Origin of the sequence: Clostridium sp. AF35-15 (assembly GCF_003477745.1) — a bacterium.
Taxonomy (GTDB): domain Bacteria; phylum Bacillota; class Clostridia; order Lachnospirales; family Lachnospiraceae; genus Otoolea; species Otoolea fessa.
Genome location: NZ_QUDY01000012.1, coordinates 35857 through 57898 on the forward strand (window position 1 = coordinate 35857; position 22042 = coordinate 57898).

17 protein-coding genes are annotated in these 22042 nt (G+C 50.6%); all 17 read right to left on the reverse strand.

What is annotated here, in order from left to right; genetic code table 11:
- Positions 1 to 205 precede the first annotated feature (205 nt).
- Positions 206 to 1555, reverse strand: coding sequence for a UDP-N-acetylmuramoyl-L-alanine--D-glutamate ligase (murD, locus tag DWZ76_RS12670; protein WP_106999726.1), 1350 nt, complete (start codon positions 1553 to 1555; stop codon positions 206 to 208).
- Positions 1556 to 1565: 10 nt separating this feature from the next.
- Positions 1566 to 2522, reverse strand: coding sequence for a phospho-N-acetylmuramoyl-pentapeptide-transferase (mraY, locus tag DWZ76_RS12675; protein WP_022360215.1), 957 nt, complete (start codon positions 2520 to 2522; stop codon positions 1566 to 1568).
- 88 nt (positions 2523 to 2610) lie between these two features.
- Positions 2611 to 4392: a penicillin-binding transpeptidase domain-containing protein gene (locus DWZ76_RS12680; protein WP_118472908.1), complete on the reverse strand. Its 1782-nt coding sequence runs from the start codon at positions 4390 to 4392 to the stop codon at positions 2611 to 2613.
- A 245-nt stretch (positions 4393 to 4637) separates the two neighbouring features.
- Complete coding sequence (locus DWZ76_RS12685) at positions 4638 to 6809, reverse strand: penicillin-binding protein 2 (protein WP_243017839.1); 2172 nt, start codon at positions 6807 to 6809, stop codon at positions 4638 to 4640.
- Positions 6787 to 7266: a hypothetical protein gene (locus tag DWZ76_RS12690; RefSeq protein WP_022360212.1), complete on the reverse strand. Its 480-nt coding sequence runs from the start codon at positions 7264 to 7266 to the stop codon at positions 6787 to 6789. The genes DWZ76_RS12685 and DWZ76_RS12690 overlap by 23 nt, the downstream gene beginning before the upstream one ends.
- A 91-nt stretch (positions 7267 to 7357) precedes the next feature.
- Positions 7358 to 8296 carry a 16S rRNA (cytosine(1402)-N(4))-methyltransferase RsmH gene (rsmH, locus tag DWZ76_RS12695; protein ID WP_022360211.1) on the reverse strand — a complete coding sequence of 313 codons (939 nt, stop codon included), beginning with the start codon at positions 8294 to 8296 and terminating at the stop codon, positions 7358 to 7360.
- The gene (gene mraZ / locus DWZ76_RS12700) at positions 8293 to 8718 is read right to left on the reverse strand and encodes a division/cell wall cluster transcriptional repressor MraZ (protein ID WP_022360210.1); all 426 of its coding nucleotides are present in this window, start codon (positions 8716 to 8718) and stop codon (positions 8293 to 8295) included. Before mraZ ends, rsmH begins: the two co-directional genes overlap by 4 nt.
- 230 nt (positions 8719 to 8948) lie before the next feature.
- On the reverse strand, positions 8949 to 9134 hold the full coding sequence (locus DWZ76_RS12705) for an aspartyl-phosphate phosphatase Spo0E family protein (RefSeq protein WP_106999723.1): 186 nt from the start codon (positions 9132 to 9134) through the stop codon (positions 8949 to 8951).
- A 342-nt stretch (positions 9135 to 9476) separates the two neighbouring features.
- Positions 9477 to 10628 (reverse strand): sodium ion-translocating decarboxylase subunit beta, encoded by a 1152-nt coding sequence (locus tag DWZ76_RS12710; RefSeq protein WP_022360208.1) that lies wholly within the window; start codon positions 10626 to 10628, stop codon positions 9477 to 9479.
- Between the two features lie 63 nt (positions 10629 to 10691).
- Entirely contained in the window at positions 10692 to 11048 is a 357-nt protein-coding gene (locus tag DWZ76_RS12715; RefSeq protein ID WP_106999722.1) for a biotin/lipoyl-containing protein, read from the reverse strand.
- 28 nt (positions 11049 to 11076) lie between these two features.
- Complete coding sequence (locus tag DWZ76_RS12720; RefSeq protein WP_118472910.1) at positions 11077 to 11877, reverse strand: OadG family transporter subunit; 801 nt, start codon at positions 11875 to 11877, stop codon at positions 11077 to 11079.
- A 964-nt stretch (positions 11878 to 12841) separates the two neighbouring features.
- On the reverse strand, positions 12842 to 14440 hold the full coding sequence (locus DWZ76_RS12730; RefSeq protein ID WP_243017841.1) for a GH25 family lysozyme: 1599 nt from the start codon (positions 14438 to 14440) through the stop codon (positions 12842 to 12844).
- Between the two features lie 416 nt (positions 14441 to 14856).
- A complete protein-coding gene (locus DWZ76_RS12735; protein WP_107000382.1) occupies positions 14857 to 15567 on the reverse strand; it encodes a Bax inhibitor-1/YccA family protein in 711 nt (236 codons plus the stop codon).
- A gap of 199 nt (positions 15568 to 15766) precedes the next feature.
- A complete protein-coding gene (locus DWZ76_RS12740; protein WP_106999719.1) occupies positions 15767 to 17197 on the reverse strand; it encodes an MATE family efflux transporter in 1431 nt (476 codons plus the stop codon).
- A gap of 123 nt (positions 17198 to 17320) precedes the next feature.
- Positions 17321 to 18598, reverse strand: coding sequence for a peptidoglycan-binding protein (locus DWZ76_RS12745; RefSeq protein ID WP_118472911.1), 1278 nt, complete (start codon positions 18596 to 18598; stop codon positions 17321 to 17323).
- 121 nt (positions 18599 to 18719) lie between these two features.
- A complete protein-coding gene (locus DWZ76_RS12750; RefSeq protein ID WP_181357136.1) occupies positions 18720 to 20516 on the reverse strand; it encodes an aminopeptidase P family N-terminal domain-containing protein in 1797 nt (598 codons plus the stop codon).
- 25 nt (positions 20517 to 20541) lie between these two features.
- A complete protein-coding gene (gene lpdA, locus DWZ76_RS12755) occupies positions 20542 to 21963 on the reverse strand; it encodes a dihydrolipoyl dehydrogenase (RefSeq protein WP_106999716.1) in 1422 nt (473 codons plus the stop codon).
- Positions 21964 to 22042 lie beyond the last annotated feature (79 nt).

Here is a 22042-nt window from a genome sequence, read left to right on the forward strand (position 1 = left end):
CAGGGCTGCCGCAGACAAATGCCGGCTGCGACAGCCCCCTTAAATACATTAAGCCTTTATTCGTTACTGTTCACGCATACGTGCCCAGTAACCTTTATTCTTCCAATACCGAATTGCTGCGTGCTTTGCACTCCGCAATTCTCAAAAGTCACAATTCCTCCTGCAAGCAATCTTGCGTCGGATTTCCGACCTTTGAACCTTGGTATTACAAATTTCTCACAAACTCTTTGAATTTGCGTCCGCGCTCTTCAAAGTTCTTGAACTGCCCCCAGCTTGCACATGCCGGTGAAAGCAGGACGTTATCGCCCGGATTTGCGTAGGATGCACATACCTGTACAGCCTCCTGCAGATCTTCCGCGTACATGATATCATTGAAGCCGTGGCGTTTTGCACACTCGGCAATCTTGTCGCGGGTCTGGCCGATCAGCACCAGATAGCGTACCTTTCCGCCAAAGCTCTCGATCCACTCGTCAAACTCGGAATGCTTATCATATCCGCCTGCAATTAATAAGGTCGGTCCCGGCATCGCCTTGATCGCCTGCATCGCTGCATCCGGGTTGGTTCCCTTGGAATCGTTGTAGTATTTGACGCCGAAACGCTCGGTTACGAACTCAATGCGGTGTTCAACTGCCTTGAATTCCTTGATCACCTTCTGGATCTTCTCCAGCGGAACGCCCATGTTCATACTGATAGCAACCGCTGCCATAACATTTTCATGGTTATGACGGCCAAGTAACTTCAGATCGTGGATATTGACAATCACGGTCTCTTTCTCGCCGTCGTTGTATACAATCTCATCCTCTTTCAGGTAGAAACCTTGTTTCAGGGTACGCAGACTGGAAAAATATACCACCTTGATGTCTTTTAAAGTCTCACCAAATTCACGCAGTACCGGATCCTCATAGTTCAGGACGCAGACATCGCCCTCTTTCTGGTTCTTGGTAATGCTCTCTTTCGTCTCGATGTAGCATTCCATCGTCTTATGACGATCCAGATGATCCGGGGTAATATTTAAAATAGCGCTTACATTCGGGTGGAAATCGGTCATGGTCTCCAGCATGAAGCTCGATACCTCTGCGACGGTTACGGTCTCATCCGTTGTCTCCAATGCATGGAATGCAAACGGCTCACCGATATTTCCAACTACAAATACGCTGTCATAGAATGACTTCATGATCTCGCCGGTCAGGGAAGTCGTCGTTGTCTTTCCGTTCGTGCCGGTAATGGCTGCCATACGTCCTTTGGCACAGTGATATGCAAGCTGCATCTCGCCCCAGATCGGAATACCGGTTTCACGAATCATCTCTACAAACGGTGCATCGGTCGGGATGCCCGGGCTTAAAATTGCCAGCTCCACGCCTAACAAATCCGTCTTTTTCAGCTCTCCGAGGACGAACGTGATCGTCGCGCCTTCGTCAAATTTCTTTTTCAGCTCCTCTGGATCCAGTTTTTCATTGCCATCGTAAAGCACTACCTCTCCGCCTTTTGAGAGAAGGAGCTTTGCAGCTGCAATACCGCTGATACCTGTTCCTGCTACTAATACTTTCTGACTCATAATCTTCCTCCTATAATCCTAAGTATGCTATAAGGCAAAGGATTGCCGTAATAATCGAAAATACGCCTACGACCCTGGTCTCAGACCATCCGCAGAGCTCGAAATGATGATGGATCGGCGCCATCTTGAAAAAGCGCTTTCCGCCCGTCTTCTTAAAATAGGTTACCTGAATAATAACAGATAATACTTCCACCAGATAAATCAGACCCACGATCGCGATAAAGATCGGCATCTGCATCATAAAGGCACTGGAAGCGACAAAACCGCCGAGTGCCAGTGAACCGGTATCGCCCATAAACACACGCGCCGGATAGACATTGAACAGAAGAAAGCCCAGAAGACTTCCAACTACTGCGCCGGTAATCGGGCTAATGCCGCTGTTCTCCCCGATCGCCACGATCGTAAAGAACGTTGCTACCAGAATCGTCACACTGGTGCACAGGCCGTCCAGACCATCTGTGAAGTTCACGCCATTGTCAGTTCCCAGAATGATGAAGAACAGTGCCGGTACAAACAGCCAGACCGGAAGCTGTAAATACTTGCCGGTAAATGGAATCAGCATCCCTGTTCCGATGTCCGGTGAGGTTACAATATAATAGGCAAAAATACCTGTGATCACAAACTGTCCGATCAGCTTCTGGATCGGATTTAAGCCCTCCGAACGTTTCATCACGATCTTGATGTAATCGTCCAGAAATCCAACCACGCCGAATCCAACGGTCATAAACAGCACCGGAATGATCTTCGGATAATCCCGGATATAGAGCAGAGACGTAATGATGATGCTGGAAAGAATTACCAGACCGCCCATCGTCGGGGTTCCCTGCTTTTTCAGATGCGTCTGCGGTCCGTCATCGCGCACCTGCTGTCCGAATTTCAACCTGTGGAGAAACGGTATCACGATCGGGCACAGCACTGCGCTGACCACAAATGCGATGATAACCGCCAGTATTGTTTCATTTACCATGTCACACCTCTAACTTATCTTCCTATGTATACAGAGATAGTTCCTCAAATTATACACTTCAATAGTATACGTCTTTTTAGGGGAATAATCAACCTCTTTTCTCCACCCCCAGATACGGCAAAATGACCTCAAACAGATCGCGGATCACCGGGGCGGCAATCGTCCCGCCATAGTAGATTCCTTCCGGTTCATCGATGGTGATGAGCGCGATCACCTGCGGATCGTCCGCCGGTGCAAACCCTAAAAATGAGGAAATATATTTTTTCCGGCTCCTTGGAAGTTTCTCCGAGGTTGCCGTCTTTCCGCCGATCCGGTAGCCCTCGATCCGGGCGTTTTTTCCACTCCCCTCCGCCACCACCTGTTCCAGAATATAACGCAGCGTCTCACTCGTCTGCTCCGATAAGATTCTCTCCCCTTTTGGATAGGCAAACACGTGGACTGCCTGACCATCTGCCCGCACGGCGCGGATACCGATGTGCGGTGTGATGCGCGTGCCTCCGTTGATCAGGGAGGACGCCGTTGTAATGAGCTGGATCGGCGTGATCTGAAACGACTGCCCAAAAGAGACGGTCGCCAGCTCCACCGGTCCGATCTGATCCGGCTGGTGCATGATCGTCCCCGCCTCACCCGGCAGATCAATCCCAGTCTTTCCCAGCAGACCAAACTGCTTAAAATACTGATAGTACCGCTCCGGTCCCAGCCGCTGCCCGACATCGATCAGAACAGGATTGCAGGAATTCATCATTCCCTGTAAAAACGTCTCCCCGCCGTGTCCGCCCACCTTGTGACACCGAATCTTCCGATCTTCCACGATCCGAAATCCCGGGCAGGAAAACTGGTCAGTCAGGTTGACCACGCCCGCCTCCAGTCCCGCAGCGGCAGTCACAATTTTGAATGTAGATCCCGGTTCGTATGTATCATTTAAACAGGGATTGCGCCACATCTGATTGAGGAGAGCTTGTTTATTTTGCGCTGATGCTGCGTGTGACTGCACTTCATTCTTCCAGGATATGTCTTCTTCTGTTTCTGAATCTTCGTTTTTTTTATCTGTCACCAGCTCAAACGGCTCATTCAATGAAAACTCCGGTGCATTTACCATTGCATAGATTTCCCCGTTCTTCGGGTTCATCACGATGATCGAGACGCGGTTCGCATTCTTTTTCTGCATCGTCTGGTACGCCGCCTGTTCCGCGTACATCTGGATATTGACATCCAGACTCGCCTGCAGATCCCGCCCTGCCTCCGGCTCGATGCGATCCTCCGCCTCATTTTCCAGCTCGATCCCCGCCGCGTCCGTGAGCGTCAGGATCTTGCCATCCGTGCCCTTTAAATACTTCTCATACTGTACTTCCAGACCGATGATCCCCTGATTATCTCCCCCGGTGAATCCCAGCACTTTCGATGCCAGACGTCCATATGGATAATATCGTTTATAGTCCTCATCCACCTTGACCCCCTCCAGGCGCCTTGCCCGGATCGCATCGCCCCGCGTTTTCTCTACATTGGACTGGATCACCTCCCTGGAAGATCGCTTTTCCGTCTTTTTCCGCACCTCCGCCTCCGGAAGTCCCAGTTCTTCGCTTAAAACCCGGATAACTGTCTCCGGATCTTTTACCTGATTATGAATCACTGAGATAGTACACACAGTCCGGTTATCAGCAATCACCGTTCCGTTCCGGTCAAGGATCCGCCCGCGCGGCGCTTTGATACTGCGCTCCCGCTGATGCAGCTCCTCCGCCATCTGGCTGTAATAATCCGCTTTATACAGCATGAGGAAGAACAGTCTCCCCGCCAATCCTGCCATGCACAGGCAGATGGCGGCGCACAAAAAGACAGTTCTTCCTCTGTGATGCGTCCGGTTCCGATTCATACTGCTTCCTGTCTGATCTCATTGCTACAGTATATCATAAGAACCGTTTCTTTATTCTGTATTTTCGTTACTGTTCACACACGTGTGCCCAGCAACGGGATTTTGCCGATGCTACGCATTCCAAATCGGCAAAATCTGCTGCCAGAACTGTATCGTACGGATTTTTCAGTTCAGAAAATTCCTACCTGTGAACAGTTACGTATTTTCCACACAAGATAGATAGCTCTTGCCGACAGGCACAATTCTTAATCTCCCGCTGCCTGCGCTTCCTGGGAAGCTGCCGTTTCTCCGGCATTATCCGCTGTTCCGGTGTCTCTGCCCGTTCCAGCCGTTTCACCGTTTCCAACCGCCGCCGATTCATCCTGCACATTTCCCATCGTATCCGGATAGCTGTACTCGTCTCCGGAATCGATAAATTCCTCATCGTAGTTCGCCCAGCCGCCCTCCGGAGCCGGAGTCGTCTCTGCCGGTGTTTCAGCTGCATTCGGATCCTCGGTTGCTGTGCCGCTTATAATGCCTTCTTCCTGGCTGGAAAGATTGGTCTCGAGATCCTGTGCCGCGTCTCCTGCCGGGAATACATTCTTATATGGAAGGACTTCCGCCATGATCTTGCTGAAAATCTCGCTGGCAAAAGTCGAATGTGCCTGCTGCTCGCCCGGCAGATGCGGGGTATCTACTACCACATAGCAGAGTACCTGCGGATTGTATGCCGGTGCATATCCGATAAAGGAAACCAGATAATTCTTCTCCGCACGCGGCTGCTTCTGCGCCGTACCTGTCTTACCAGCCACTTCGTAACCGGCAACTGCCGCCGCGCCCGCGGTACCGCCGTCACCTGATACTGTCTGGTAAAGCGCATTGTTAATGAAGTTCGAGGTCGATTCCGAAACCGTCTCTCGCACCAGATTTGGGGAAACGGATTTGACAACGGATCCTTCGTCGTTCAGAATTTCTTTTACCACATGCGGCTCATAATAGGAACCGCCGTTGATTAAGGACGCATATCCGGCTGCCATCTGCACCATCGTACAGTTATAGTTCTGTCCAAATGCGTTGGTCGCCAGAGAAGCCGGATCCATATTGGATGCCTGATAAATCAGACCTGACGCCTCGCCCGGAAGGTCGATGCCCGTTTTCCCGCCAAATCCGAAAATCTTCTGATACTGGACAAACTTCTCTTTTCCTTCCAGTGATACAATACGCATCATAACGACGTTGCAGGATTTCATCAATCCCTGTGTGATCGTCAGCGGTCCGTGGCCGGCTCGGGCAACACACCGGATATCCCAGTCTCCGAAATGCAGTTTTCCGCCGCACTCAAAGACCTCGTTTCCGGAAATCGCGCCTTCCTCGATCGCCCCGGCTACCGTAAATGCTTTCTGTGGAGAACCCGGCTCATAAGAGTCGCTCACGCAGAAGTTTCTCCACATTTTATACCACGCCTCGGACTTCGTCTTTTCATCCATCGCCTGGATTTCCTCATCCGTATAGTAGGTGCTTAAATTGTACGGATCATTCAGATTGTAACGGGTCGTCGTATCCATCGCCAGGATCTCACCGCTGTTCGGATCCATGACGATCGCCGCCGCCAGATTACTTCCAATGCCCGCCTGCCACTCATCCAGATATTTCTGGACAATCTTCTGGATGTTGACGTCGATCGTCAACTCCAGCGTCTTTCCGTTCTGCGCCGGTTTTACCGTTCGCTCGACGTTCGAATCGCCGTTTAAATAACCATACTCACGACCGCTCACACCGTTCAGGATATCATTATAATACTGTTCAACACCGCCGGATGCATTGCCATCCTTGAGGGCAAAACCAACCACATTGCATGCCAGCTCATTGTACGGATACGTTCTCTTATATTCTTCCTCGAACCATACGCCCGTGATACGCTGGTTGCCGCCTTCCTCCGTCGGCAGCGCCCGGTATTCCTTGTTCTTGTCCTTCTCATAAGTCTCAAACTTCTCTTTGTCTTCCGCTGGAAGCTGTTTCGCATAGATCACATACTGGCTGTCTTTTTTCTCCTCGATCATCGCCTGCAGCTCGTCCCGCTTGTAACCGAAGCACTCCACCAGCGCGTCCAGCGTGGCATCGAGATACTGGTAGTTTTCCTCCGTATCCAGAATCTGCTTCGGATCGATGACCAGATTGTAAACTTTCTCGCTAATCGCCAGATACGTCCCGTTCCGGTCGATAATATTGCCGCGCTTGTAGGGAATCGTGCGGCTCTCATAGTCCTGATGGCTCAGGACTATCTGATTGTACGACTCGCCCTTACTTTTTACCAGATTATAAAGCACCAGCACCAATGCAAACAAAGCCAGCATAATTACCAGGACGGTAATTGCCAGCTTTTCCTGCATATATTTCCGAAAGGTCTGTCTGCCGTTAGTGTTTTGGGATGTCCTCATACTGTCTTACATACTCGCTTTCCGTCTTGTCATATAAAAGAATCTGATCCTTATTTGCATATACCATGCCGAGCTCTTCGGTCGCCACTTTATATACATGATCCAGATCCACATACGTGTCAATCCGGGTCTGAAGTGCATCATTCTCGGACTTCAGGTTCTCCAGTTTCAGCTCCAGATCCTCAATGTGGTTGATACGGGTCGTGATCGACGCCTGCTTATGCAGATAATTCATACATAAAACCAGCGTGATCAGCGCAGCGATGGTCAGCGCCAGCACATACGGTCCGTTCATGTAAAGCGCCTTTTCCTGGTTGCGGCGCACGGCGTGTTTATGCCGGTACTCCTCTCTCTCATCTCTTTCTGGTCTTATCTCCACGGTTCTCTGAACTTTTCGCACGGTATTACCGTCCACATACGTGGAGGCCGATACATGTTGTCTCCTTCTGACAGACATAACGTTCCCTCCCTGCTCTTTCGCTTTTTCTCTCTTTTATCTCCCCCGCACCTGAAACGATCTCTGTTCTGCGGTGCAGTTATGCTTTTGTTTATGATTTTTCAAATACCCGGAGCTTTGCGCTCTTGGAACGCGGGTTTTCTTCCATCTCCTGATCGGTCGGAAGAATCGGTTTTCTTGTAATCACCCGGCCGCGGCTTTTGCGTCCACAGACACAGACCGGAAAATCCGGCGGGCAGATGCATGGATTTTCATTCGTCCGGAAACGGTTCTTTACGATTCTATCTTCCAGGGAATGGAACGTAATGATCGAAAGCCGTCCGCCCGGTGCCAGGCGCTCAATCATCGTATCGATCGAATCTTCCAGCACATCCAGTTCCCGGTTTAACTCGATCCGGATCGCCTGAAACGTACGCTTTGCCGGATGACCGCCGGTCGCCCGGACCTTTGCCGGAATCGATGCCCGGATGATCTCCGTCAGCTCGCCTGTCGTCTCAATCTCTTTTTTCTGTCGTGCCTGTACGATGTGTTTTGCAATATTCTTCGCAAACCGATCCTCACCGTAGTCCCGGATGATCCGGTACAGTTCCATCTCACTGTAGGTATTGACGATGTCCTTCGCGGTCTGCTCATTTCTCTGATCCATCCGCATATCCAGCGGCGCATCGTCCTCGCGATAGGTAAATCCCCGTTCCGCTGTGTCAAGCTGGAAAGAAGAAACACCCAGATCCAGATAAATTCCATCCACCTGCGGAATCTCCAGCTCATCTAACACCTGTGCAATCCGCTCATAATTGCTCCGCACAACGGTTATCTTATCTCCAAAGGGAGCCAGACGTTCTGACGCAGCCGCAATCGCGTCCGCATCCTGATCAATCCCGATCAGGCGTCCGCCGTCTCCCAGCCGTGCCGCTACCTCGCTCGCGTGACCGCCGCCTCCCAGTGTCCCATCCACATAGATACCCTGGGGCTTTACACAGAGACTGTCAACCGTCTCATTTAATAATACTGATTTGTGATTAAATATCATATGCCAAGGCCTTCCATATTTTCTGCAATCTCTTCCATGTCATCATAGACATTCTTCTCCGCCCAGGTCGCCTTGTTCCAGATCTCGATCCGGCTTCCGACGCCGACCAGGACAACCTCCTTCTCGAGTCCTGCAAAATCCCGCAGAACTGAAGGAAGCAGGATTCGTCCCTGACGATCCACCTCACACGCCGAGGCACCTGCCAGAAAGAAACGGGAGAATTTTCTGGCATTCTGATTGGTAAGTGGGAGTGCCTGTAACTTCTCTTCGAACTTTTTCCACTCGGTGTTATCGTACACAAAAAGACAGCCATCCAACCCCTTTGTCACCACAAATTCGTCTCCAAGCTGTTCCCTGAACTTCGACGGGACGATCAAACGTCCCTTCGCATCGATTGTATGATTGTATTCTCCCATGAACATATCAATCACCCGTCATCCGATGTGTACCACTTTTGTGTCCCGAAAATCCATTTCGTTCCACTTTTCACCACTTTCTACCACTTGTTATGTTTATTTTAGTACATGCCCATCAAAATGGCAAGGTCTAAATCGAAAAAAAATCAGAAAACTCAGGCACCGGTTCTTTTTCCGAACACACGTACCTGAGTTTTCTGTACTTATCTATATTTGTTTCTATTTCCACTCTTATTTTATAGCGCCGTCTCCAGCCCTCTTTCAGTTTCCGTCTCCAGCCCGATATACTGATTTAAGAGTTTGTCAAGCTCCACACTGTAGTGATAAATTGTGTCATATGCTGCCTTTGTGTCAATATTTTGATTCAGCTGCTGTCTTGCCCGTTCAATCTTTTGAACTAATTCTTCTCTCATATCCGCCATCCTATGCATTCTCCTTTTCTATTCTCTAGTGCCATTCCTCCTTACTTCACTGTCATTTTACGTCTTCCACCAGCAAAAAGCAAACTATTTCGACCGATTAAATTCGACAAAAAACGACGTTTGTTACTGTTCACACACGTGTGCCCAGCAACGGGATTTTGCCGATGCTACGCATTCCAAATCGGCAAAATCTGCTGCCGGAACTGTATCGTACGGAATTTTCAGTTCAGAAAAATCCTACCTGTGAACAGCAACCGGCGTTTGCATATAACAATAGGGCAGAATCCCGAAGAATCCCACCCTACTATATAAATACATTATTCAGAATAAATCTGCTCTATCCTATTTCACGCCAAAGATAGCCATGAATGTACCTGCTGCTACGGCAGTACCGATAACACCAGCTACGTTCGGTCCCATTGCGTGCATCAGAAGGAAGTTGCTCGGATCTGCCTCAGAACCAACCTTCTGGGATACACGTGCTGCCATCGGAACTGCAGATACACCTGCGGAACCGATCAGCGGGTTTACCTTACCATGAGTTACCTTGCACATAATCTTACCGAAGATAACACCTGCTGCAGTACCCAGAGCGAATGCAATCAGACCCAGAACTACGATCTTGATGGTATCCAGGTTTAAGAAAGCCTCTGCACTGGTAGTAGCACCTACGGAAGTACCCAGGAAGATAACGACGATGTACATCAGGGCGTTGGAAGCAGTCTCTGTCAGCTGCTTAACAACACCAGACTCACGGAACAGGTTACCAAGCATAAGCATACCAACCAGCGGAGCAGTTGTCGGCAGAATCATGCAGACAACAATTGTAACAACAACCGGGAACAGAATCTTCTCCAGTTTGGATACCGGACGAAGCTGCTCCATACGGATCTCTCTCTCCTCTTTGGTGGTAAGGAGTTTCATGATCGGCGGCTGGATAATCGGAACCAGAGCCATGTAGGAGTAAGCTGCTACGGCAATCGGTCCCATCAGACCTGTCTGACCAAGTTTACCAGCCAGGAAGATAGAGGTCGGGCCGTCTGCACCACCGATGATGGAGATAGCAGCCGCAGCCTTATCGTTGAATCCCATGAAGATAGCCATGAAGTAAGCGCCGTAGATACCGAACTGAGCAGCTGCACCGAGCAGGAAGCTCTTCGGGTTAGCGATCAGCGGACCGAAGTCTGTCATCGCACCGACACCCATGAAGATGAGGGATGGTAAGATACTCCACTCATCCAGTAAATAAAAGTAATGTAAAAGTCCACCAACTCCGTTCGATGAGTCTTCAATCGATCTCATAATATCCGGATAGATATTTACAAGCAGCATACCAAAGGAAATCGGAAGAAGCAGTAACGGCTCGAATCCTTTTCCGATTGCCAGATACAGGAAAATCAGCGCTACGAAAATCATAACGATGTTTCCAAATGTCAGGTTTAAGAATGCTGTCTGCTGAAGAAGATTGGACAATGTAGTTGTTATATATTCCATATTAATTCCTCCAAACGGAATAACATATCCCGTATTTTTTCAGCCAGTTTTATAAAAATTAGATTAGTTTAATGTAGCAAGAACTGCGCCCGGTTCTACCATATCGCCTACTGCAACATTAACACTGGCAACGGTACCGTCCTGAGGAGCTACGATCTCGTTCTCCATCTTCATAGCTTCCAGAAGCAGGATAACCTGACCACGTTTTACAGCTGTGCCAGCTGCTGCCTTAATACCAAGGATCTTACCTGGCATCGGGGATGTGATGGTTACGCCGCCTGCTGCCGGTGCTGCTGCTGGAGCCGGTGCTGCTGCCGGTGCTGGAGCTGCTGCTGGAGCCGGTGCTGCTGCGCCTGCAAATCCCTCTTCTACGGTTACCTGATATGCTGTACCATTTACGGTGATAGTATAATTCTTCATTTTAAATTCCTCCAGATTTTATCGATGATTATTTACGTGTAATGGAGCGGATATTTACGCTGTCTGCCGGTACGCCGGTTGCTGCTGCGATCGCTGCAGTGATAACTGCTACCAGTTCTCCATCGTTTGCCGCATTGCCTGCTGCTGGTGCTGCGGTACGTGCCGGCGCTGCTGCCGGTGCTGCAGTCTGTACAGGTGCCGGTGCTGCTGCCGGTGCCTCTGCTCCTGCTTTTTTAGCCTTTACATTTGCCTCAATCTCGTTAACCTTCTTGAAGCTGCTGATAATTAAGCTGATGAAAATCAGTACCAGGAATACGGTACCCATACCCATCAGGGTATTTAATGCTGCCTTCTCCATCTTCTCACCGAAGCTGTAGTTTACAACAAAGGATAACTCGGTCGGTACCAGAGAAGTACCGCCGTAGCTGCTTACGCTCTCCTCAGCGGTCAGGGAGAAAGTCAAGTCTCTCTTCTCAAAGGAAGCCTGAACAACTGCTGTGTAGCTGTCATCATCGGCGCGCTCTACGGTCACGCTCTGAACCTCACCCATCTTGCCTAAATCGTCCTTAGAACTAGTCCAGGAAGAAATTGCAGACTCAATGACTGTGTTTTTCTGCTTCTCAGCCTGTTTCAGCTGTGCTGCCAGATCTTCGTCACTGTAGCTGGCGAACTGCTCCAGATAGCTCTTAGCGCCATCGCTCATGGTCTGCTCGATCTCCGGAGAAATCGGCTCTACCGCTTCTTCAGAAGCGCTACCACAGGCGGACAGAGCGAAAAAGCAGACTGCCATGCAAAGTACAAGCAGCATTCTTTTCATATTCTGTTTCATAAATGTGTCACCTCGTAATTAGATCGTTCCATGCTTTGACGGACGTCCCTCTTTCTTCGTGAATCATATCCTGACAGCATCCATGTTTCTTTCATGGCGCCATCCGTGATACTTCCCACCTATCTGTGTTTGCAGGTGTTTTTGCAAAATTTCCAGAGCTTGTCATCCACTCCGGGAATTCTCCATCTGACACGCTGCGGCAGCAGAGGATTGTACACTCTCCTCTGCATACATAAATGGCATGCACTTCCGTCTATGCGAATCCGACTTTAATGGCCATGCATACATAAACATCTGTACCACTGACTTGTTATTCGATTCTCACATAAGCGCTGTCCGGTGCCTGACTGATGACAAACACTGCCCTCATCCCTGTTTCCGGAAATGATTCCGGCAGCCAGCCGCACTGACATCCCTTTTTTAGCACTACAACTCCGCCGACGGTTCTGATTATATAATCATTATACAATATGTAAAAACACGCTGCTTCCATGCAGTACTAAATCCGGAATCTGCATTCTCCGACCTTTCCCTGCCTGCGTCTTAGCGCAGCTACCTGCCTGCGAACCACTGCTTTCACAGTTTCCTGCTGACAAACGCCCCCGCTTTCGCACTACTTCTGTGCCCGCCATCCCGATTCTGCGCTTTTGCCGATATAACGCATACCGAGGCTCTTCCTAATTTGCAGCCAGAAGAGCCTCGCATCTTTCGTCAAATCCGCACCGGAACAGCCGCAGCTTATCTTGCACATACAGTTGATATAGCAGTTTGAAACGTCATGTTATGCCAGATTACTTATGCTGGTTTCCTCCATCCCATAAGCAAGTCCATTTTTTTGCCTGTTTAACATTGTATAATGAGGTCGGCAAAAAAGCAAGTTATTTCCGTTCGAATTTGTTTACTTTTTCATTTTTTTAACTGAATCAGCTCCAATATCTGGGTACTGGTTCAAATCATATTTATATTATACCCCTGCCGGACCGGACGGCTGCACCGGTGACTGGCTTCCGGTTATCGGAGTCTGTCCATCCGTCGAACCGCCATTTCCCGCCGCATTCTCCTCCGGCAGAACTACCGTGCAGCTTCCGTCTGCCGCTGCCTGCCAGGTATTTCCATCCATCTCGAACGTAATACCTGCGTACATCGCGCCGCTGGCATCCAGGTAATATTTCTTACCGCCAAGATCCAGCCAGCCGGTCTGCATCACGCCGGACTCGTTCATGTAATACCACTTTCCGCCGACTGCCTGCCAGCCCGTCGTCATGGCGCCGGAGCCGTCAAAGTAATACCAGCTTCCGCCCAGGTTCTGCCAGCCCGCCTGCATCGCGCCGGATGCGTTCAGATAATATTTCTTGCCGCCCGTCTCCAGCCAGCCGGTCTGCATCAGACCATTGTCCGCCATGAAATACCAGCTCCCATCAACCGCACGCCAGCCCGTCGCCTGCTCGCCCGATGCATCAAAATAACGCCAGCCGCCATCCAGTGTCTTCCAGCCGGTAATCATATGACCATCCGCCTCCAGATAATACTTTTTGCCTGAAAGCTCCAGCCATCCTGTAGACGGATTGCCCGCCGCATTCATATAGTACCAATTCTGACCATCGTTAATCCACGCCGATTTCTGCATCACATGGTTCTGATAATAGTAACGGTTCCCCGCGATCGTCCGCCAGGTATTGCCCGGAATGATCTGCATATAATCTTTATACAGATAATCAATATCCACATTGCCGTTCACGCCCTTGACCGAACCGGTGTTGGACGCCTGCCACATCGAGGTCTTTGAATATGTATACTTCTGCTGGTATTTTGCCACCCATATATCATACGAAATCTTCGACATATCAATCTTATTGGCAATCCAGTATTCATTTGCATAGACCATCGGATAATATCCTGCATCCTGAATCCGCTTACAGAACGCGTTGATCACATCGCTGACCTGAGACTGCGTCAGAGTTCCCAGCGTATTAGCATCCTCGGCATCAAAGACAACCGGGAAGGAGATAGGATAATCCTTGATAAGATTCAGGACAAAATCCGCCTCCTGCTGCGCCATTTCGACCGAAGTCGCATACGAATAAATGTACGCGCCCAGCCGCAGCCCTGCCTGGCTCGCATTTGCCGCGTTCATAGCGAAAAACGGATCCACATTACCGCGGAACCGGGTTGCCAGCATCGCAAACTGTACATTATCCGATGCCACCTGGCTCCAATTTACATTCTGCTGCCAGTAAGACACATCCACGCCGCGCGCAATCGCACCGATCCCCTCATTCTCCGTCACCCGGTACACGCCAAGCCCCGATGTGACCGCGCTCACACCCCCATTGGAAACAGAAGTCGAACCGCCAGAGCTGCCTGTACTTCCCGAATTGGAGCTGCCCGAACCGCCGCCCGGCCCCGCATTCGAGGATGACGATGTAAGAGAAGAATCTCCCGCCGGTCCTGCCAGCGCTGTCATCGGCTGAAAACACAGCGCTGCTGCCAGCATGCCAGCCGCTGCCCGTGAAAGCACACGCGCGCCCCCCATCCTTTTTTTGTTCACTCTATTCCGATTCATGCCAAAAAACCTCCTTGATTATCCTTTTATTCCTGTTGTCTGTTCACCATTTTATATACATTTCCCCGCCTGATCCGGCGGGGGCATATGCGAAACAGATATGGTTCATCCACACACTGTGTAACCAACAGCAGGACTTTCCCTATTATAATCTAGTTTAACAGATACTCCCCATCCACTTCAATAGAGAAACTTTAAATAAAATCTGTCAAATTTATTACAGAATGCTTCCCTTTCTGCTAAAAGAATGAAGCCGTCCATGCCAAAAACAGGATTTTCAAGCAGAAAAACACAATAATGCCGGAACAAAGCTTTCCCCCGTTCCGGCATTTCATTTTTGCATATTCAGTTTTCCGCAAAATTCCACTTTTCTTTATTCCTGCAAAGGAACTTTCGTTCTCCTGAAAGATTTTTTCCTATTTCCGATTCCGGTTCATCAGGCGGATAATGTACAGAAACAGGTTGATAAAATCGAGATACAGCTGCAACGCCGAGAATACCGATGCTTTCTGAAGCAGCTCCGGATCCGCAGAGAAAATCTGGTAATTATCCCGGATCTTGGTTGTATCATAAGCGGTAAAGCCTAAGAATACCACGATACCGGCATAGCAGAGCACTGTCTCAAAGCTGCCTAGATTTAAAAACATTGAAAGCAGACCAAAGAGAATCAGAAACAGCAATCCGCCAACGAGCAGTGGACGGATTCCGCTCAAGTCCAGCTTGAAGATCAGGCTGACGCCCGCCATCATTCCGAAGAACAGCGCGGTCGCCGCAAATACAAACACCATCTCCACAACACCGAAGATCAGGAAATACATCGAGAAAACAACGCCGTTTAAAGCTGCATAGAATAGAAACAGCCCTCTCGCCGCTCCCACCGATAACTTGTGAATCCGGGCACTCAGCCAGATCACCGTCAAAAGCTCCAGTCCCGTCAATGCGAGGGTCGCATACGGAACCTGAAATACATACAAAATCGCTCCCGTCACGTATCCGGCTAATGCGATGCCAAATGTCACAAGAAGCCCTGCAAACATCCATAAATATGTCTTCGCCACATACTGTCCCAGTGTCTCATGGCGTTCCCCCGCCATCTGCCAGGACTCATTCATTGGTTCATAGCCCATAATTCTGCCTCTCTTTCTGACCAGCGGCAAGTGCCTCTGCCCTCTGTTTCGAATCTCCGTTTTATCTGCCGCTTGCGCGGCATCCATCCAGGAAGAAACACTGTCACCTATCTTTTGTAACATAAGAATATCACACTTTCTGAAAAAAATCCAGTACCACCCCGTTTTGTCAATCATTTTCGAAACCATGCATAACTATTTACAGGTTATGAAGCTCCCGCCTCTTTTTCTTCCACGGAAGCGGCACATTCCATTTTTTCAGCGCACTGAAAAAATAATAATAAATATTAAAGAGAACCGTTGTGATCGTCCAGGTCAGCGGATAGCTGAATACCACTGTCAGGATATCCGGGCGGATCGGAACAGCGATCAGGATCCAGACAACCCGCAGGACGCACACGCCCAGCGCCGTCATAATCATCGGAATCCAGCAGTCTCCCACACCGCGCAGTGCGCCGGAATAAATCTCAATACAGAGGTATGTCACAAATGCCGGCACCAGGAAGTGAAGAATCTTCATGCCGATCGCAATTACCGCCGCATCCGTTGTGAACAACAGATAAATATAGCCGCCCGTCAGATACAGGATCGTGCTCAGCCCCACCGTGATAATACAGGAAATTCCCAGGCAGACGTACACGCTGCGTTTCACACGGTCCAGCCGCCCCGCGCCGTAATTTTGTCCGACAAAGGTCGTGATGGAGATCCCCAGCGCATTAATGATCATCCAGTAAGTGCTGTCGATCTTTCCATATGCAGCCCACGCCGCCACCGTGTCTGTTCCCAGTGCATTGACGCTGCTCTGGATCACGAGGTTGGAAAAGGAATACATAACCGACTGGAGTCCAGCCGGAAACCCAATCCGGATGATCCGCACCAGAATCACCGGTGTGATCCGCGTTTTCCGGATCTCAAACCGGTACGAGCCATCCGCACGCATCAGCGTTCCCAATACCAGACACGCGCTGACCACCTGGGAAAGGATCGTCGCCACCGCCGCACCACGCACGCCCATCCGAAGTCCTACTACAAACAACAGATCGAGCGCAATGTTTGTAAAACAGCTGATCACAAGGAAATAGAACGGTCTTTTGGAATCACCGATCGCCCGCAGGATTCCGGCACCCATATTATATAAGAGGTTCGCCGTGATTCCGACAAAATAAATGTGCAGATACCCGCTTGCATTGTCCATGATATCCTCCGGCGTCCCCATCAGGCGAAGCGCCGTGTCAGAAAAAAGGAGTCCGCCAACCGTCATGAGGATACCGCACAGCAGCGAAAAGGCAATCGCCGTGTGGACTGCCTCGCTGACCCGCTGACCGCGTCCCGCCCCGTAAAACTGGGCGATGATAACTGTCGCACCCGAAGAAAGTCCCACAAAAAAGCCAACCAGCAGGTTCGTAAGCATCGATGTGCTTCCGCCGACCGCCGCCAGCGCTTCCTTTCCGACAAAACGGCCTACTACCACCGCATCTGCCGTATTATAGAGCTGCTGAAAAAAAGTTCCAAATAAAATCGGGAAGAAAAATAGCAGAAGCTGTTTCCAGATCACTCCCTCTGTGATCGCATTTGCCCGGCCAGTCCCCCCGGTTTGTCTGACTCCCTCTTCCCGTCTGGTATCTTTCATCCAATCCACCCCCTCTTATGTTCTTTGTCTCTGTTTCCTGTATGCATCCTGCTCACAGATATTTCACCTATATGAATTCATATGTCTTTTCGTTATTCTTCTCCCGCAAATCCCATTTCCAACTCAATTCAGCTCCGCAATCCGCGAGATCCCCACATAGATATGAGAAATCTTGTACCAGGTAGCAAAATCGACCACGCCCGTCTGCGGAAGTCCAAACACCGACTGGAACGCCCGTACGGACGCCTCCGTTCCGGATCCGTAGATCCCGTCCGGCGTAACCCGCGGGATCGCTGTATACACAGTCGCCACCGCGTCAAGCTGCTGCTGCAGCTGCCGCACCTTATCGCCGCTGGACCCCACCTTAAGCGGTTCCCCCGGATAGGAGATCGGGATTCCTGATATCTGTTCCGCAGTGTTGATGTAAATACTATTTCCATAGAAGCGCCGCAATATCTCGATCGCGCTGTATCCCTGTTCTCCCAGACTGCAGGATCCCCACTGGGTCATCCAGCCCGGGCAGGACACCCGCCGCCCGTCGCAGTACTGTGTCAGAATCGGCTGCCGCACACCGGGGCGGGACAGATAGTTGTCAAAAATGTCGTCCACCACCTCTGAGATCGGCTCGAAAATATCACGCCCGTAAATCCACTTGTGATCGAATGCCGTCGAGGAAGTGATTGTAAAATCGTAGCCCTGGTTCCGATACCACTCCGTATACACCCGGTTCAGTGTAAATGACATGATCGCAAGCACATTGGCGACGATCGTGCTGCGCGGCCAGGTCGCGTAGATCTCGCTCGACGCCACGTTTTTGATATAATCCCGGTATGACACATAGTAATCTTTTGCGGAGGCATTGGTCGGTACGCCGTCATGCACGACGATCGTCTGCGGTACCACCACGCGGCTCAGCACGATCTCGCCGCTCTCCTGCACCGGTTTTACCTCATCTTCGGCAATCTTGGGCGGATAGGAACCATATAAGGTATGGTCCGGAATCTGGATATTCTCCTCCGCTCCGGTCTGAGCCGGAAGCGGAATCATCCGGATCGGCTGGACTGCCAGCACGCCCGCCAGCACCTCTGTTCCCTTTACCCTTACCGGCTCATAGCCCGCTGCCCGCACTTCCACCGTATAATTCGCATACGGCTTTTCCCGGTTCTGTTCTTCCAGTGAAAGCAACGCAGGAGGCGCCGCTACCGCAATCTCCTCCGTCTGCCCGGATAAATTGGTTCTAAGCACTTCCTGCGTCTGTCCTGAATTGCCATAGCTGACCGAAACCTCTGCTCCCTCAATCGGGAAATTGTTTTCACGGTTTACCACATCGATCCTCAGATAGCCGTCCTGCATTCCAGTTGTCTCACAGATTCGAACACGGTCGAACAAATGATAGCGCATACACGCAGCCTCGCATTTATTTTACATGGTCATTTACAGTTTATATCCGGCATCTTTTATCTATGCCGGTTTTTAACCGCTTTTTAATGTTTTACTGCCGTATCTTCCTTGTTCTCCTCCTCTAAATCGCTCGCGTCGCCTCTGTCAGCCATGCTTTCTCTTCCTCCGTCATATACGGAGACAGCTTCTTAAACACGCCCTTGTGGTACGCGTTCAAAAGCTCGCGGTCACGCCCTTCCATCAGCGATACATCGATCGTGTCCAGATCAATCGGAACCCAGGTCAGATTTTCAAATTTCATGAACTGACCAAATTCATTCTTCACATCTTTCACACAGAGCATCAGATTCTCCGTCCGGATGCCAAATTTTCCTTCCAGATAAAGACCCGGCTCATCAGAGGTAACCATGCCTTCCTCCAGAACCGCATTTTCAGCGGGCGATGTGAGCAGCCTCCATCGGATGGAATTCGGGCGCTCATGCACACAGCCCAGATAGCCGACACCATGCCCTGTTCCATGGTTGAAATCCAGGCCGTTTCTCCACAGGAGTTCGCGCGCAATATAGTCCAGGTTGATACCGCGGCAGCCATACATAAACTTCGCATCCAGCAGACGCAGCATCGAGCACGCCACCAGCGTACAGCAGCGTTTTTCTTCCTGCGTGATCGGTCCGACCGCGATGGTACGCGTCACATCCGTCGTTCCCTCATAATACTGTCCGCCGGAATCGACCAGATACAGCCCCTTATTCGGCACACTGCTCTTCTCTGTCTCAGACGCCGTATAGTGGCACATCGCCGCGTTCGGTCCCCACGCAGAGATCGTCGTAAAGCTCATATCCAGGCAGTTTTTTTGTTCCAAGCGCAGCTTATCCAGATATTCCCCGGCGGTCCACTCATCCAGTCCTTTTTCACCTGCATGTTCCTTCATCCAGCGCAGGAAACGGGTCAATACCAGACCATCCTGCACATGCACGCGGCGCATATTTTCCTGTTCCACTGGATTTTTGACTGCTTTTGCCGCTGCCGTCGGGTTCATCGCCTCGATCACTTTCACACTCGCATCCAGGCACCGGAACAGACGGTAATTGATCTTCGACTTTTCCAATAATACACGCTCATAGCGGAATGCGGATGCAATCTGGTATACCGCCTCATATGGCATGATCCGAACGCCCAGTCCATGCAGATAGGCACGTACTTCCTCGTTCAGCGTCTTCTCATGAATAAAGAAGAATAATTCCTGTTTTGTCACAATCAAGTAGGACAATACAACCGGCGTATGTACAATGTCATCGCCCCGGATATTTAAAAGCCACGCAATATCATCAAGACTCGTCAGCAGATGCACCGTCGCCTGACACTTTTTCATCTCCCCGCGCAGATCTGCAATCTTCTCCGCCGCCGGTTTTCCCGCATACTTCTCTTCCAGAATCCAGACCGGGTTCATCGGAAGCGCCGGGCGGTCATCCCAGATACTCCCAATCAGATCCTCTCCCTCCGAAATGCGTACCTTTTTCCCAGACAGTGCTTTCGCGATGTGCTCGCCCTCTGCCGTATCGACCACTCTGCCGTCAAAGCCCAGAACACCCTGTTCCGGCATATGTTTTTTCAAAAATTCCAGCGTTGTCGGCACGCCCTCCTGACCGGAGCGATAAAGTTTCACCCCGCTGCCGGAAAGCTCTGCTGCCGCCTGCACAAAATATCTGCCATCCGTCCAGAGCCCTGCGTCCTCCATCGTGATGATCGCTGTTCCCGCCGAGCCGGTAAAGCCTGTCATATATTTCCGGCATTTGAAATACTCGCTCACATATTCCGAGCCATGGAAATCCGATGTCGGAATCAGATATGCGTCCATTCCACGCTCCGCCATCTTCTCGCGAAGCTGTTCAATTCTCTCCCGAACCTCACGTCCCATTTTTCTGCCTCCTATTGTTTCTCTATTATCCATTTTTCAACGCATCTTCGATCGCCTCCGTGATCGCCTCACTGTACGTCGGATGCGCGCGCATCGCCGTCGAGAGCTGATATGCCGTAAGACCGTTGGCGATCGCCGTTGCCATCTCTCCAATCATGTCCGTCGCACGCGCACACATGATCTGCGCCCCGATCAGCGTGTTGGTATACGCCTCAAAAATCAGGCGCACAAAACCGCGGCTGTTTCTCGCCAGAAGCGCTTTTCCATTTTCCGTCATATATGCCACACCGCACTTGATCTTCATATTATAAAGGCGGGCATCATTTTCCGTAAATCCAACCGCCGCAATCTCCGGCTCCGTATAAATACAGGTCGGCACAACCGGAAGCACGACATACATACCGTTCGGCACGACCGAAAGCTGCATCCGGTGTCCGCGTCCCGCCAGGTTTTCGACCAGATAAGCCGCATGGGACGCTGCCACATGGGCAAGACGTTTCCGCGCCACGGTATCGCCGATCGCATAGACATTTTCCTGCGTCGTGCGGTAGGTTCCCTTGATGAGCGGACGCCCATTTTCCAGCTGTACCTGACAATCGTCCGCCAGAACCTTCGACATATTCGGGCGTCTGCCGACTGCCACCAGCACGCGGTCCGCCGGGCTTTCCTTCCAGCCGCGCTCACAACGGTAATTGACCGACACCGTGTCATTGCCGCGATCCTTGATCTCCATGACCTGTACATTGCAGTGGACTTCAATACCCTTAGAACGCAGATTTGCTTCCATCTGCTCGGAAATCATCGGATCCATCGACTCCAGCAGACGATTTGCCTGCTCCAAAAGCGTCACGCGGGAACCGAGCGCCGCGAAGATCGTCGCGATCTCCACACCGATGACACCGCCGCCGATGACCGTCAGACAGTCAAAATTCCAGTCATCCATCCGCAGAATATCACGGCTTGTCATAACCTGCGGCAGATCAATTCCCGGGATATCCGGAATCACAGGGCTGGAACCGGTTGCCAGAATCACATTTTTTCCTTTCAGCGTCAATGCGCCTTTGGAGGTCGTCACACGCACCACATTATCCGCATGCAGGCGCGCATCGCCGTGAATCATCTCCACCTCCGCTTTTTCTAACATTCCCTGAATCATTGAGCGGAATGATTCCACGGACTCATTTTTATAAATCTGCATCTGCCGCCAGTCAAAGCTGACCTTCTCCGCCACGATGCCAAACCGGAATGCTTTCAGCATATCCCGGTAGACTGCCGTCGCCTGCAGAAGCGCCTTGGCAGGAATACAGCCGGTATTGACGCATGAGCCGCCCAGCGCTTTTTTCTCGATCAGGACTGCATCCATCCCCATCGCTGCCGCACGCAGCGCTGCCGTATATCCCGCCGGTCCCGCACCGATAATAATTAAATCATAGATATGATCCGCCATATAAATATCCTATCCTCTCATTCTATGGGCTTCCCATTACATAAAAAGAATGTGCCTTTTTGTGTAATAGGGAATTCTA

Bases quoted from the DNA above. Each gene is read 5' to 3' on its own strand.
- murD (WP_106999726.1), bottom strand. From the start codon at position 1,555: ATGAGTCAGAAAGTATTAGTAGCAGGAACAGGTATCAGCGGTATTGCA.
- mraY (WP_022360215.1), bottom strand. From the start codon at position 2,522: ATGGTAAATGAAACAATACTGGCGGTTATCATCGCATTTGTGGTCAGC.
- DWZ76_RS12680 (WP_118472908.1), bottom strand. From the start codon at position 4,392: ATGAATCGGAACCGGACGCATCACAGAGGAAGAACTGTCTTTTTGTGC.
- DWZ76_RS12685 (WP_243017839.1), bottom strand. From the start codon at position 6,809: ATGAGGACATCCCAAAACACTAACGGCAGACAGACCTTTCGGAAATAT.
- DWZ76_RS12690 (WP_022360212.1), bottom strand. From the start codon at position 7,266: ATGTCTGTCAGAAGGAGACAACATGTATCGGCCTCCACGTATGTGGAC.
- rsmH (WP_022360211.1), bottom strand. From the start codon at position 8,296: ATGATATTTAATCACAAATCAGTATTATTAAATGAGACGGTTGACAGT.
- mraZ (WP_022360210.1), bottom strand. From the start codon at position 8,718: ATGTTCATGGGAGAATACAATCATACAATCGATGCGAAGGGACGTTTG.
- DWZ76_RS12705 (WP_106999723.1), bottom strand. From the start codon at position 9,134: ATGGCGGATATGAGAGAAGAATTAGTTCAAAAGATTGAACGGGCAAGA.
- DWZ76_RS12710 (WP_022360208.1), bottom strand. From the start codon at position 10,628: ATGGAATATATAACAACTACATTGTCCAATCTTCTTCAGCAGACAGCA.
- DWZ76_RS12715 (WP_106999722.1), bottom strand. From the start codon at position 11,048: ATGAAGAATTATACTATCACCGTAAATGGTACAGCATATCAGGTAACC.
- DWZ76_RS12720 (WP_118472910.1), bottom strand. From the start codon at position 11,877: ATGAAACAGAATATGAAAAGAATGCTGCTTGTACTTTGCATGGCAGTC.
- DWZ76_RS12730 (WP_243017841.1), bottom strand. From the start codon at position 14,440: ATGAATCGGAATAGAGTGAACAAAAAAAGGATGGGGGGCGCGCGTGTG.
- DWZ76_RS12735 (WP_107000382.1), bottom strand. From the start codon at position 15,567: ATGGGCTATGAACCAATGAATGAGTCCTGGCAGATGGCGGGGGAACGC.
- DWZ76_RS12740 (WP_106999719.1), bottom strand. From the start codon at position 17,197: ATGAAAGATACCAGACGGGAAGAGGGAGTCAGACAAACCGGGGGGACT.
- DWZ76_RS12745 (WP_118472911.1), bottom strand. From the start codon at position 18,598: ATGCGCTATCATTTGTTCGACCGTGTTCGAATCTGTGAGACAACTGGA.
- DWZ76_RS12750 (WP_181357136.1), bottom strand. From the start codon at position 20,516: ATGGGACGTGAGGTTCGGGAGAGAATTGAACAGCTTCGCGAGAAGATG.
- lpdA (WP_106999716.1), bottom strand. From the start codon at position 21,963: ATGGCGGATCATATCTATGATTTAATTATTATCGGTGCGGGACCGGCG.